The organism is Mesorhizobium neociceri (assembly GCF_013520985.1).
GTDB lineage: Bacteria > Pseudomonadota > Alphaproteobacteria > Rhizobiales > Rhizobiaceae > Mesorhizobium > Mesorhizobium neociceri.
The window spans coordinates 91,816-104,108 of the sequence record NZ_JACDTY010000010.1 but is presented as its reverse complement, the minus strand read 5'-3'; the positions used below and the strand labels follow the sequence as shown (position 1 = coordinate 104,108).

Here is a 12,293-nt window from a genome sequence, read left to right as displayed (position 1 = left end):
GGTAATGCACTTTCGCCGCCTTAAGCCTTACATATCCACGACCACGCGGCCTCTGATCTTGCCCTCGACGATGTCGTGGGCGGCGGCGATGATGCCGTCGAAGCCGATGGTCGTCGACAGGCCGGCGAGCTTTTCCAGATCGAGATCGCTGCCGACGCGGCGCCAGGCTTCCAGGCGCACGGCCTTGGGCGCCATCACCGAATCGATGCCGAGCAAAGAGACGCCGCGCAAGATGAACGGGGCGACGCTCGACGGCAGATCCATGCCGCCGGCCAGGCCACAGGCGGCGACCGCGCCGCCATAGGCGGTCATCGACAGCACATTGGCCAGCGTGTGGCTGCCGACGGCATCGATGCCGCCGGCCCAGCGCTCCTTGGCCAGCGGCTTGGCCGGCTGGGACAACTCGTCGCGCGAAATCACTTCGGCGGCGCCGAGGTCGATCAGATAGGGGCTTTCGGCGTTGCGGCCGGTCGAGGCGATGACGTGGTAGCCGAGGCTGGACAGGAGCGAGACCGCGACCGAGCCGACGCCGCCGGCGGCACCCGTCACCACCACCGGGCCGCGATCCGGCAGGATACCGTGCCGCTCCAACGCCATGACGCACAGCATCGCCGTATAGCCGGCGGTGCCGACCGCCATCGCGTCGTGGGCGCTGATGCCGTCGGGCAGCGGCACAAGCCAGTCGCCCTTGACGCGGGCGCGTCCGGCATAGGCGCCGAAATGCGTTTCGCCGACGCCCCAGCCATTGAGGATCACCTTGTCGCCCTTGCGCCAGTCGGCATGGGACGACGAGAGAACGGTACCGGCGAAATCGATCCCCGGCACCAGCGGCCAGCGGCGGATCACCGGCGCCTTGCCTGATATGGCCAGCCCATCCTTGTAGTTGACCGTGGTCGCCTCGACCGCGACGGTGACGTCGCCTTCCATCAGCTCGGCTTCGCTGAGGTCGACGATCCCGACCGACTGCTTCTTTTCGGCGTCGCGAGAAACGAGGATGGCTTTGAAGGTTTCGGACACTTTTTTCTCCTCGGTCGAGCAGCTGTGAATGCCGGCAAAGGCAGGCCGGACTGTGCGGCGACGGTCCGGCGAGGTCAATTGGTCAAAAGAGTTGGGCGTTCAAGCATCGGGACCTTGCGGCTTCACTTCGCGCCGCCAGCCGATGAGTTCGTCGAAGACGATCAGCACGGCGCCGACCGAGATGCAGGCGTCGGCGAGGTTGAAGATGGCGAAGGACCAAGTCTGCGTGTGGAACAGGATGTAGTCGATGACGTGGCCATACGTAGCGCGGTCGACGAGATTGCCCAGCGCGCCGCCGACGATCAGCGCGAAGCCGATGCGGGCAAGCACATGGCCGGGCGGCGTACGCGTCGCGAGATAGAGCACGAAAGCGACGACGAGAACCGCAATCACCACCAGACCGGTGTCGCCGAAGGACTCGAACATCGAGAAGGCAATGCCGGTGTTGAAGGTACGAAACAGCGCCAGGAACGGCACCAGATCAATCTTCTCCTGAAAGGCGAGAGTGGTCTCGACCAGATATTTTATCCACTGATCGAGCGCAAAGGCGACGATGGCCAGCAGGATGTAGGGGGACCATGATTTCACGATTTGGCGTCCTCGGGGGCAAGCTTCAGGGCGCCGCGCCGGATCTCGAACAGCATGACGCCGGTGGCGACCGCCAGGTTGAGTGAATCGGCGCGGCCGGCCTGCGGAATCCGGAGCAGCCGGTCGCAGCTTTCGGCCAGATTGTCGGGCAGGCCCTGCTGCTCATTGCCCATCATCAAGAGCACCGGACCTCTGGAGAAATCGACCGAGCGGTAGTCGACCGCCCCTTTCAGGTGGGTGCCGACGACAAGGCCTGAAAAGCTGTTTCGCCAGGCCAGAAATGCTTCCGGCGTCGCCTTGGTTACCGGCACGGCGAAGATCGAGCCCATGGTGGCGCGCACGGTCTCGACCGAAAACGGATCGGTGGTTTCGCCGACCAGGATCACGCCCTTGGCGCCGACGGCATCGACGGTGCGGATGACGGTGCCGAGATTGCCGGGATCGCGCACCCGGTCGAGCGCCACCCAGACATCGCCATCGTGAGCGCGGATATCTCTTAGCGGCAGAAGTTTCTGCTGGAAGACGCCGACCACCATTTGCGGATTGTCGCGGCGGGTGATGGCGACCAGCACTTTTTCCGACACTTCGAGCACGGTGCCGCCGGCGGCAACCGTGCGCGCCGCCACTTTCTCGACGGCCGCATTGCCGCGTCCGGCCTTGGCGAAGACCAGCGTCCTGATCGACCAGCCGAGATCGAGCGCGTCGATCACCAGCTTCAGCCCTTCGGCCATGAAGGCGTTCTGCTGGTCGCGGAATTTCTTCTGGGCGAGCGCCTTGATGTCCTTGATCAGCGGGTTGGCAAGGCTGGTGACTTCCTTGACCTGCCCCGGCGCGCCGGCGTGCCGCTCGTTCATTCTCGACTCCCGGACATTCAGGCCACCCAGCGCGAAAACAGCGATGTCGACAGCGCCCGGCCGGCGGATTGCTCACGGATGATCAGTTCGCCTGACTCGACCGTGCCGCCCATGCCGGCAAAGGTGTCGCGCATCAAGGCATGGATGGCGAAGAAGGAGGCGCGGATCGAATAGGCGGTCAGCACCACGGCCAGCGGCTTCGGCGTCAGGATCGCGCGGCAGAGATCGGTCAGGCCGGGCAGATCCTCGAACAATTGCCAGACCTCGCCCTTGGGGCCGCGGCCATAGGCTGGCGGGTCGAACAGGACGATGTCGTAGCGGCTGCCGCGGCGCTCCTCGCGCTCGGCGAATTTCACCGCGTCGTCGACGATCCAGCGGATCGGCTTGCTGCCGAGGCCGGCCATTTCCTGGTTCTCGCGCGCCCAGCCGATCGCCTTCTTGGAGGCATCGACATGGGTGACCTCGGCGCCGGCGCGGGCTGCCACGAGAGAGGCGAGGCCGGTATAGCCGAACAGGTTCAGCACCTTGACCGGGCGCTTTGCCGCCGCGATCAGGCTGGCCATGTGGTCCCAGTGCGAAGCCTGCTCGGGGAAGACACCGACATGGCGAAACGAGGTGAAACGGCCGAGATAGTCGATGCCGTCATGCTTCATCGGCCAGGTCTCGCCGAGCGGCGTCTTGGGAAAGCGCCAGCGGCCGATGCCTTCCTCGTCGGTGTCGCCGGTGAAGATGGCGTCGGCGCGGTCCCAGTCCCTGGCCGGCAAGGCCTTTTGCCAGATCGCCTGGCCTTCGGGCCGCACGATCCGGTAGGGCCCGTATTGTTCGAGCTTTTCGCCGGCGCCGCTGTCCAGCAGCGCATAATCCTGATTGGGCGCCACTTCGAGGATCACAGGCAGGCGTTCGGCCGGCAGGGCGCCGTCGCGGCGCGCAAGGATGCGCGGCGCGGGTTTCGGATCAGACCGGTCGTCCGGTTTTGTTTCGTGGCGCTTGGCTTCCGGTCGAACTGGCGCGGCGTTCGGCTGCGGCCGCGCGTGTTCGGCCCTGCCCTTTGTGGGCGGACGGTTGTCGCGGCGTTTGTCGCGAAAAGACTTCAAGCAGGAGCGTCTCCGGAGGCGGCAGGCCGCTTTTGACATAGGGTCACCGGCTGCGCAAACAAAATGGTCCAGCATGCGAATGTCTGAGGTGGTGGACCTCGCTGAGGAAACAGGCAAATCTGGAATCATGTCCCGTTCCGAACGCCTGCTCGACCTGATCCAGATCCTGCGCCGGCATCGCCGGCCGGTCAGTGGCCGCACGCTTGCCGGCGAGATGGGCGTTTCGATCCGCACGCTCTACCGCGACATCGCCACGCTGCAGGGGCAAGGCGCGCCGATCGAGGGCGAGGCGGGGCTGGGCTATGTGCTGAAGCCTGGCTTCATGCTGCCGCCGCTGATGTTCACCGACGAGGAGATCGAGGCGATTGTGCTTGGATCGCGCTGGGTTGCCAGACAACCGGACAAGCGGCTGTCGGCGGCGGCCGCCGACGCGCTGGCCAAGATCGCCGCCGTGCTGCCGGACGATCTGCGCGAGGATCTCGATGCAAACACGCTGCTGGTCGGGCCGCGCGGCGAGGCCGTCGAAGGCATCGACCTTGGCCTGGTGCGCCAGGCGATCCGCAACGAGAGAAAACTCGGCTTTCTCTACCGTGATGCCGGCGGCGCCGCTTCCGAGCGCATGGTCTGGCCGTTCGCGCTCGGCTTCTTCGACAAGGTGCGGGTGGTGGTGGCCTGGTGCGAGGCGCGGCAGGATTTTAGACATTTTCGTGCAGACCGTATGTCCGGTCTCAACGCCACGGATATCCGCTATCCCCGCCGCCGCCAGGCGTTGCTCAAGGAATGGCGGGTGGTCGACAGGCTGCGCAGTCGATGATCGCTGCTGCCAGAATCTGACAGTAGCTCGTCCTATGGTCCCCAAGTCGAAACACCCAATCTTGGAGACAGACCCATGGCAACCCCGAATTTCGTCATCCTCTATGTCGATCAGCCGTAGCAGAGCGGTGCTTTCTACACCGCCTTGCTCGGCCGTGAGCCGGTGCAGAGTTCACCGACCTTCGTATTGTTTGCGCTCGACAATGGGCTGATGCTCGGCCTGTGGTCGCGCCATACCGTCGAGCCGGCGGCGAGGTCGCCTTCGCGGTCGGCGACATCGCCACAGTCGCGGCAACGCATGACGATTTGGCGCGGCGCGGCCTGAAAATCCTGCAGGCGCCGGTCGATATGGGTTTTGGCCATACCTTTGTCGCGCTCGATCCCGACGGTCATCGCCTGCGTGTCTTCTGCCCGAACGATTGAGGACAACAATCATGACGAAATACTGGATCGCGGTCGCTTCCGCCGAACATGTGCGGCGCGGCCGCGGGGCCGGCTTCATGCAGGTCAATCACGGCAAGGCCGCACCCCTGCGCCGCATCAAGCCCGGCGACGGCATCGCCTACTACTCGCCGACCACAATTCTGCGCGAGAAGGACGGCCTGCAGTCCTTCACGGCAGTTGGCACCGTGCGCGAAGGTGAGCCCTACCAGGGCGATATGGGCGCCGGCTTCACGCCGTTCCGGCGCGATGTCGAATGGGCCAAGGCTGAGGAAGCGCCGATCAAGCCGCTGCTCGAACAACTCGACTTCACCGCGGGCAAATCGACCTGGGGCTATCAGCTGCGCTTTGGCCTGTTCGAAATCACCGCGTATGATTTCTCGCTGATCGCCGAGGCGATGGGAGCCGAAGCCACGAAGCCAGCCTGAGGTCTTCAGACATGGGATTGGTACGGCACATCGTGGCAAGGCTGCTGACACACAAGTTGTCAGCAGCTGTTCGATCGCAAGGCTGACGCCGTGACGCCGGCAGACGCTACGGCTTGAGAGCGTTGTAGACGGCAATGCCGGCGGCGAGGTCCTCGAGCGCGGCGCCAACCGACTTGAACAGCGTGATCTCGCCGGGGCCCTGCCGGCCCTGTTTTTCGCCGCGCGCCAGTTCATGCAGATCGGCGACGATGGCTTCCGGTATCAGCACGCCTGAGGCCAAGGGCTGGACGATGTCGCCGGCTTCCTTGGTGGCGCCGGCGCGGGTGTCGACATAGATGCGGGCGCGCGTGATTGCATCGTCATCGCTTTCGCGCATGGTCGGCGTGAAGCCGCCGACGAGATCGACATGCGCGCCTGGTTTCAGCAGCGCGCCCTTGACGAGCGGCATCGTCGTGATCGTCGCCGACGAGACGATGTCGGCTTGACCAAGCTCGGCGTCGAGATCGCTTGCCGCCTCGGCCGCAAAACCTTCAGCGCGTAAGTCCGCCGCGACCTTTTCGGCATTGGCCGGCGTGCGGTTCCAGATGCGAATGGTCTTGATCGGCCGCACCGCCGAATGCGCCTTGGCGAGGAACGGCGACAGCGCGCCGGCGCCGACCACCAAGAGCCGCGAGGCGTCCTCGCGGGCGAGATAGTGGGCAGCCAGCGCCGAGGCGCAAGCGGTGCGCCACTGCGTCAGCCGCTGGCCGTCGATCAGCGCCTCGGGCTCGCCGGTGGCGCCGTTGAGCAGGAGATAGAGCCCCATGACAGCCGGCTTGCCGATGGCGTTGTTGTCGGGCGATACGGTGACGATCTTAACGCCGATATGACCGCCCGCCGATGTGCCGGCAGCATGAAAGTCGGTCCAGGCCGGCATCAAAAGCAGCGTTGACGTGGCACCGTCCGGTCGCTCGACCTCGTGATGATGCCGGACGGGTTGCACAGCGCCCTCGCGGAAGGCGGCGCGCAATGTCTCGACCAGTCCGGGAAAGGTCAGCGCCTGGTCGACAGCGTCGGCCGAAATGGTCAGCATGCAAAACTCCGCGAAGATAAAAGCGCCGGCTCAGGCCGTTGGCTTCGGCAGCGCCGTCCCCTGGCCTGAGCCTTGCGGCGCGGCCGGCACGCGGCTGACCGCCTGGCGCAAATTCTCGGCCTCGACACCGCGCTGGCGCGCCAGCTTGCGGTAGCGGCCCTGCTTGACCCAGGTCGCCAGGCTGCCGACGACCATACCGATGGCCAGTGCCACGAACAGGAAGATGAACAGTGGCAAGTTCAGCGTCAGCTTCGGGTTGCCGGGGTTGAACGGGTCGAGCGTGAAGGCGACCAGTTCGCGGTTGGCGACGGCCAGCGCAATCAGGATGACGGCCAGCGGCACGAAGACCACGATGAGCAGGAAGCGATTGAACATAAGAATTCCCTGGGAAGGCAGGCCTTGAGAAGGCCGACGCGTCAAGTCCGCGCTTATTTGCCGCCGTTCAGCCTTTCACGCAATTCCTTGCCGGTCTTGAAGAACGGCACCCACTTCTCCTCGACCTCGACGGATTCGCCGGTGCGCGGGTTGCGGCCGGTCCGGGCAGGGCGGTTTTTCACCGAAAAAGCGCCGAAGCCGCGCAACTCGACCCGATTGCCTTCGGCAAGGGCATCGGTGATCTCGTCGAATATCGCCCCCACGATGTTTTCGACGTCGCGCAGGAAAAGATGCGGGTTGCGCGTGGCAATGATCTGCACAAGCTCGGATTTGATCATCAGAAAGGTCCCCGTGAAAGCGCTGCGGTCAAATTATCGGGATGATTTTATTTGCTTTTTTACTCGCCCCAAACGGCAGATCAAGGGTGCCAGACGGAAACGAGACCGTCAAGAAACAAGCGATCGGCGCCAATTTCGTGTAGAACGTCGCTGTCGGCGTCCGACAGGCCGAGCGCGCCGCCCACGCTGCGCGCCATTGCCTTCGAGAACAGGAAGCCGCCACGCCGCTCGGTGTCTTTCCACTCCACCACCTTGAGCTTAGCGTCGACGCCCTTGGTCGCCAGCCAGTCGATCGCCACGCTCTCGCCGCCGACAGCGTCGATCAGACCGTTGGCGAGGCCCTGGCGGCCGGTGAAGATCGAACCGTCGGCCAGGGCGAGTGCCTGCTCGCGGGTCATCTTGCGGCGCTCGGCGACAATTCCGACGAACCAGTCGTAGCTGTCGAGGATAAGCTTGCGGACCATGGCGCGCTCATCGTCATTGGTCGGCTTGAAAGGCGAGGGCGCGGCTTTCAGCGGCGAAGATTTCACTTCCTCGAGCTTGATGCCGACCTTGTCCATCAGGCCGCTGACATCGGGATACTGGATGAGCACGCCGATCGAGCCGACGATCGAGGTCTTGCGGGCGACGATGTGGTCGCTGGCGCTGGCGATCATGTAGCCGGCCGATGCCGCCAGCGTGCCGACCTCGGCCACCACCGGCTTGTCGGCGGCAAGCTTGCGCACCTCTTCGTAGATCGATTCGCCGCCGACCGTGGTGCCGCCGGGCGAATCGATGGCCAGGATGACGCCCTTGACTTGCGAGGACGTGCGGATGGTTTCCAGCCGCTTGATCAGTTCCTCGTCCTCGGTGATGGTGCCTTCGATCCTGACCTTGGCGATGTGGTCGACGGAAGAGCCGCCGAGGTCTTCGCCATAAAACCAGCCTGCAAGCGCAACCACCCCGAGCGCCACGATGGCGACGGCGACGCCGCGCCAGAAGGTCAGCTTGCGTCGCAAGCGGCGGCGGTCGATCAGGTCGTCGGCTCTCAGTGCCATGGTCTGCCTCATAGTCGGTGGGAAGCGATGCTTTTAAAGCAAGCGTCCGCGCCCGGCTACCTCTTCCTGACGGGCCTGCGACGAAGCGACCTTCAGGACGGAGGCATTTCAGGAAAAAATGACGCGGCGCGTTCGTTTCTGCTATGAAGTGCCGAAATTGTGTCGCCTGATTTCCGTTTGCAAAAACAACGGCCGTCACATTTTTGCGGTTTTCCTCCGCTTGTGCTTGCTTGCGGGGGCCGGCAACCCACCTATAGCAGGTGTTTTGGCGGACAAGGGTTTATTAGAAGACAGTCATGCTAGCGCGATCGAACGAAACGACCAACGCCGATGCGGCCTTGGCGCCCACGGCGCCAGCGGGCACGCGCGGCGATGCCTTCGACCGCGCCCAGCGCCATTCGCGCCGCGTGCGCGTGCTGAAGTTTGCAGTGCCGGTGCTTGCCGCCGGGATCGCGGTTGCCTTTCCGGTCTATTCCTATCTCGCGGCGCCGATCAACATTTCGATACAGGCAGACGGCACCGCTTTCGCGGATGGCAAGCTGGTGATGGCCAATCCGAAGCTCAACGGTTTCACCAAGGGCAAGCTGCCCTATTCGCTGACGGCCTTGCGCGCCATCCAGGACGTCGGCAAGCAGGACATCATCGAACTCGAAGGTATTCATGCCAAACTGCCGCTGACGGCCGACAATGTGGCGACCGTGGACGCCAAGCGCGGCATCTATAACCGCAGCGCCAACACGATGGACATGACCAGCGACGTCACCGTCACCACCACCGACGGTGTCGCTGCCATCTTCAAATCGGTCTTCCTCGACATGGGCAAAGGCTCTATGAAGACGGGTGATCCGGTCGATGTAAGCCGTGACGGCTCGCGGATCACGGCGGGTTCGATGTCGGTCGAGGAAAATGGCAAGGTTGTCGTTTTCGAAAATAAAGTAAGCGTCCACATCGATCCGGCTACTATGAAGGCGGCAGAGGCAAAGAGCGGAGAATCGAATGCGTCCCAGTAATTCGGCACGGCTTGTCGCCGCAGCTTCGGCCTTGCTGTTGCTGGGTATGGCGCCGTCCTGGGCTCAGTCCAGCGCCAGCAGCCAATCCGGGCTCAAACTGTCGGGTGACCAGCCGATCCAGATCGAGAGCGATAAGCTGGAGGTCCGCCAAGCCGACAGCATGGCGCTGTTCAGCGGCAATGTCACCGTCACGCAAGGGCCGACTTTGCTCAAGGCTGGCAGCATGGAGGTCTACTACGTCAAGGACCCCAATGCCGCCAAGGGTGCGGCAGCCGGGGCGTCGGCGATGACCGGCTCGGCCAACATCGACCACCTTGTGGTCAAAAACAAAGTCTACATCAAGTCGAACGACCAGATCGCCACTGGCGACAACGCCACGTTCGACATGAAGACGCAGGTGCTTGTCCTGTCGGGCAAGGAGGTCGTGCTGTCGCAGGGCCCCAACGTGCTCAAGGGCTGCAAGCTCACCGTGCAGATGAAGAGCGGCCTGGCTCAGGTTGATGGCTGCGGCGGGCGCGTCATCATGTCGATGACGCCGCCGCCGAAATCCGAGGCGCCGAAGCCCGAATGACTGGCATATCGTCGCTGCTGACCCGCCTTCCGGGACGGGCGGCCAGCAAACTTGCTGCACCGGCCACAGTCACCGTCGATTCCGCGAAGTTCAAGGGCACCCTGATCGCCAAGGGTCTGACCAAGAGCTACAAGGGTCGCAAGGTGGTCAGTGGCGTCACCATCGGTGTGCGCGCAGGCGAGGCTGTCGGGCTGCTAGGCCCGAACGGCGCTGGCAAGACCACCTGTTTCTACATGGTCACCGGCCTGGTGCCGGTCGACGAAGGCACGATCGAGATCGACGGTTTCGACGTCACCTCGATGCCGATGTACCGCCGCGCCCGCCTCGGCATCGGCTATTTGCCGCAGGAAGCGTCGATCTTCCGCGGCCTGAATGTCGAGCAGAACATCCGCGCCGTGCTCGAAGTGGTCGAGAAGGACCGCAAGGTGCGCGAGCGCAGTCTCGACGAACTGCTCGAGGAATTCCACATCAGCCATCTGCGCAAGTCGCCGTCCATGTCGCTGTCCGGCGGCGAGCGGCGGCGCCTGGAAATCGCGCGCGCCTTGGCGACGCGGCCGGCCTACATGCTGCTCGACGAGCCGTTCGCCGGCATCGACCCGATTGCGGTGGCCGACATCCAGCAGCTGGTGCGCCATCTGACGGCGCGCGGCATCGGCGTGCTTATCACCGACCACAATGTCCGCGAAACGCTCGGCCTCATCGACCGCGCCTACATCATCCATGCCGGCCAGGTGCTGACGCATGGCCGCGCCGACGAAGTGGTGGCGAACCCCGATGTGCGCCGGCTTTACCTCGGTGAGGGTTTTACGCTCTGAGCGTGAAATTTGTTTCCTGACGCTACTTTTGCCGCCCCGCCGGGCCTTTTTTCTCCGATTTTGCGTGAGATAATGCTCCGGTAGGGGCCTTTTGCCAGCATTCGCCTTGACAAGCAAAAGCCGGGCCAGTTTCTATGGAGGGTCGGAAAAATTCATTTTCCGGCAGCTTCTGATGTGTAGGCTTCCGGGTGCAGAAGGGCGTTTGAAACCGAACCATGGCGCTGGCGGCAAAATTACAGCTACGACAATCCCAGTCGCTGGTGATGACGCCGCAGCTGATGCAGTCGATCAGGCTGCTGCAGCTCACCCATATCGAGCTCGACCACTTCATCGACGACGAGATCGAGCGCAATCCGCTGCTGGAGCGTGCCGAACCTCAGGATGATGCCGCAAGTGACCAGGTGCAGAAGGGCGATGCCGCGCCTGAGCCTGCCGCCGATGGCGACTGGTTCGAGAGCGAGACGGTCTGGAGCGCCGAAGCGATCTCGGACAAGCTCGACAGCTCACTGGAAAACCTGTTTCCCGACGATCCCGGCACCAGCGAGCGGCTCGGCCCCGACCTGACGGCGCAATGGAAGTCGGCCACCGGCAATGGTTCGTCCGGCTCGTCCGAAGGCTTCGACGTCGGCGACATGGCCGCCGCGGCCATCACGCTCCGCCAGCATGTCGGCGAGCAGATCGCGCTTGCCTTTGCCGATCCGGCCGCAAGGCTGATTGCCGGCGAACTGGCCGATGGCCTGGACGAGGCCGGCTATCTGCGCGCCGATCCGGCCGAGATCGCGAAACGGCTCGGCGCCGATCAGGCCATGGTGGCCAAGGTGCTGGCGGCCTGCCAGACATTCGAGCCGGTCGGCCTGTTTGCGCGCGACCTTGCCGAATGCCTGTCGCTGCAGCTTGCCATGCGCGATCGCCTCGATCCGGCGATGAAGACGCTGGTCGCCAACCTCGAACTCCTGGCGCGGCGCGATTTCCAGACGCTGAAGCGGCTTTGCGGGGTCGACGAGGAGGATCTCCTCGACATGCTGGCCGAAATCCGCGCGCTCGATCCGCGCCCGGGCACGGCGTTTTCGGGTGGCACAAGCGACGCCATCGTCGCCGATGTCGAAGTCCGCGCCGCCAATGACGGCAGCTGGACGGTCGAGCTCAATGCCGAGACGCTGCCGCGCGTGCTGGTCGACCACATCTATTTCGCCCAGGTTTCGCCGCAGGCGAAGAACCAGGCGGAGAAGGATTTCCTGGCCGAATGCCTGCAGAACGCCAACTGGCTGACGCGCAGCCTCGACCAGCGGGCAAAGACGATCCTGAAAGTGGCGTCGGAAATCGTGCGCCAGCAGGACGCCTTCCTCGTTCATGGCGTGCGCCATCTGCGGCCGCTCAACCTGCGCACGGTGGCCGACGCCATCGGCATGCACGAATCGACCGTCAGCCGGGTGACGGCCAACAAATACATGCTGACGCCGCGCGGCGTGTTCGAGCTGCGCTATTTCTTCACTGCCTCGATTGCGGCGTCGGGCGGCGGCGACGCGCATTCCTCGGAAGCGGTGCGCGACCGCATCAAGCAGCTGATCGACGAGGAAAAGCCTGCCGACGTGCTGTCCGATGACGCCATCGTCGACATGTTGAAGGAAAGCGGCGTCGATATTGCCAGGCGCACCGTGGCCAAGTACCGCGAAGGCATGAACATTCCTTCGTCGGTGCAGCGGCGGCGTGAAAAGCGCGCTCTGGCCAGCGCCGGGCGCTAGTTCTGCTTGCACGGCAGGGCTTTTGCTATGGCTGGATTTCCACGACTTTGGACCTTCATTGACAAGCCGCAATGAAGTGTCTAGAAGCCCGCCCGCAT

The 12,293-nt window shown here is 64.0% G+C and carries 14 protein-coding genes and 1 pseudogene; 7 read left to right on the top strand and 8 right to left on the bottom strand.

Annotated elements, in window-relative coordinates; translation table 11 throughout:
* Positions 1-27 precede the first annotated feature (27 nt).
* The 4 genes from acuI to H0241_RS20440 form a co-directional block, all read right to left on the bottom strand.
* Complete coding sequence (gene acuI / locus H0241_RS20455; protein WP_181059536.1) at positions 28-1,017, bottom strand: acrylyl-CoA reductase (NADPH); 990 nt, start codon at positions 1,015-1,017, stop codon at positions 28-30.
* Positions 1,018-1,116: 99 nt separating this feature from the next.
* The gene (gene lspA / locus H0241_RS20450) at positions 1,117-1,605 is read right to left on the bottom strand and encodes a signal peptidase II (protein WP_181059534.1); all 489 of its coding nucleotides are present in this window, start codon (positions 1,603-1,605) and stop codon (positions 1,117-1,119) included.
* Positions 1,602-2,459, bottom strand: coding sequence for a TrmH family RNA methyltransferase (locus H0241_RS20445; RefSeq protein ID WP_181059532.1), 858 nt, complete (start codon positions 2,457-2,459; stop codon positions 1,602-1,604). Before H0241_RS20445 ends, lspA begins: the two co-directional genes overlap by 4 nt.
* Positions 2,460-2,476: 17 nt before the next feature.
* Positions 2,477-3,553: a class I SAM-dependent rRNA methyltransferase gene (locus H0241_RS20440; RefSeq protein ID WP_181059530.1), complete on the bottom strand. Its 1,077-nt coding sequence runs from the start codon at positions 3,551-3,553 to the stop codon at positions 2,477-2,479.
* 127 nt (positions 3,554-3,680) lie between these two features.
* Here H0241_RS20440 and H0241_RS20435 point away from each other — a divergent pair, with 127 nt between their 5' ends.
* The 3 genes and pseudogenes from H0241_RS20435 to H0241_RS20425 all read left to right on the top strand — a co-directional run bounded on the left by H0241_RS20435 (position 3,681) and on the right by H0241_RS20425 (position 5,235).
* Positions 3,681-4,367: a helix-turn-helix transcriptional regulator gene (locus tag H0241_RS20435; protein ID WP_181059528.1), complete on the top strand. Its 687-nt coding sequence runs from the start codon at positions 3,681-3,683 to the stop codon at positions 4,365-4,367.
* A 75-nt stretch (positions 4,368-4,442) separates the two neighbouring features.
* A pseudogene (locus H0241_RS20430) lies at positions 4,443-4,789 on the top strand (VOC family protein).
* 11 nt (positions 4,790-4,800) lie between these two features.
* Positions 4,801-5,235: an EVE domain-containing protein gene (locus H0241_RS20425; RefSeq protein WP_181059526.1), complete on the top strand. Its 435-nt coding sequence runs from the start codon at positions 4,801-4,803 to the stop codon at positions 5,233-5,235.
* Between the two features lie 106 nt (positions 5,236-5,341).
* Here H0241_RS20425 and lhpI read toward each other — a convergent pair whose 3' ends face one another.
* From lhpI to sppA, 4 genes are all read right to left on the bottom strand, one after another.
* Positions 5,342-6,307, bottom strand: a complete 966-nt coding sequence (lhpI, locus tag H0241_RS20420) for a bifunctional Delta(1)-pyrroline-2-carboxylate/Delta(1)-piperideine-2-carboxylate reductase (RefSeq protein WP_181059524.1) — start codon at positions 6,305-6,307, stop codon at positions 5,342-5,344.
* Positions 6,308-6,337: 30 nt separating this feature from the next.
* Positions 6,338-6,682: a lipopolysaccharide assembly protein LapA domain-containing protein gene (locus tag H0241_RS20415; protein WP_181059522.1), complete on the bottom strand. Its 345-nt coding sequence runs from the start codon at positions 6,680-6,682 to the stop codon at positions 6,338-6,340.
* 53 nt (positions 6,683-6,735) lie between these two features.
* The gene (locus H0241_RS20410; protein WP_006200394.1) at positions 6,736-7,020 is read right to left on the bottom strand and encodes an integration host factor subunit beta; all 285 of its coding nucleotides are present in this window, start codon (positions 7,018-7,020) and stop codon (positions 6,736-6,738) included.
* Between the two features lie 80 nt (positions 7,021-7,100).
* Positions 7,101-8,057, bottom strand: a complete 957-nt coding sequence (gene sppA / locus H0241_RS20405; RefSeq protein WP_181059520.1) for a signal peptide peptidase SppA — start codon at positions 8,055-8,057, stop codon at positions 7,101-7,103.
* A gap of 296 nt (positions 8,058-8,353) precedes the next feature.
* Here sppA and lptC point away from each other — a divergent pair, with 296 nt between their 5' ends.
* The 4 genes from lptC to rpoN all read left to right on the top strand — a co-directional run bounded on the left by lptC (position 8,354) and on the right by rpoN (position 12,195).
* Entirely contained in the window at positions 8,354-9,067 is a 714-nt protein-coding gene (gene lptC, locus H0241_RS20400; protein ID WP_181059518.1) for an LPS export ABC transporter periplasmic protein LptC, read from the top strand.
* Positions 9,054-9,638, top strand: coding sequence for an LptA/OstA family protein (locus H0241_RS20395; RefSeq protein WP_023683069.1), 585 nt, complete (start codon positions 9,054-9,056; stop codon positions 9,636-9,638). Before lptC ends, H0241_RS20395 begins: the two co-directional genes overlap by 14 nt.
* Positions 9,635-10,453, top strand: a complete 819-nt coding sequence (lptB, locus tag H0241_RS20390) for an LPS export ABC transporter ATP-binding protein (protein ID WP_181059516.1) — start codon at positions 9,635-9,637, stop codon at positions 10,451-10,453. The genes H0241_RS20395 and lptB overlap by 4 nt, the downstream gene beginning before the upstream one ends.
* 215 nt (positions 10,454-10,668) lie before the next feature.
* Positions 10,669-12,195 (top strand): RNA polymerase factor sigma-54, encoded by a 1,527-nt coding sequence (gene rpoN / locus H0241_RS20385; RefSeq protein WP_181059514.1) that lies wholly within the window; start codon positions 10,669-10,671, stop codon positions 12,193-12,195.
* Positions 12,196-12,293 lie beyond the last annotated feature (98 nt).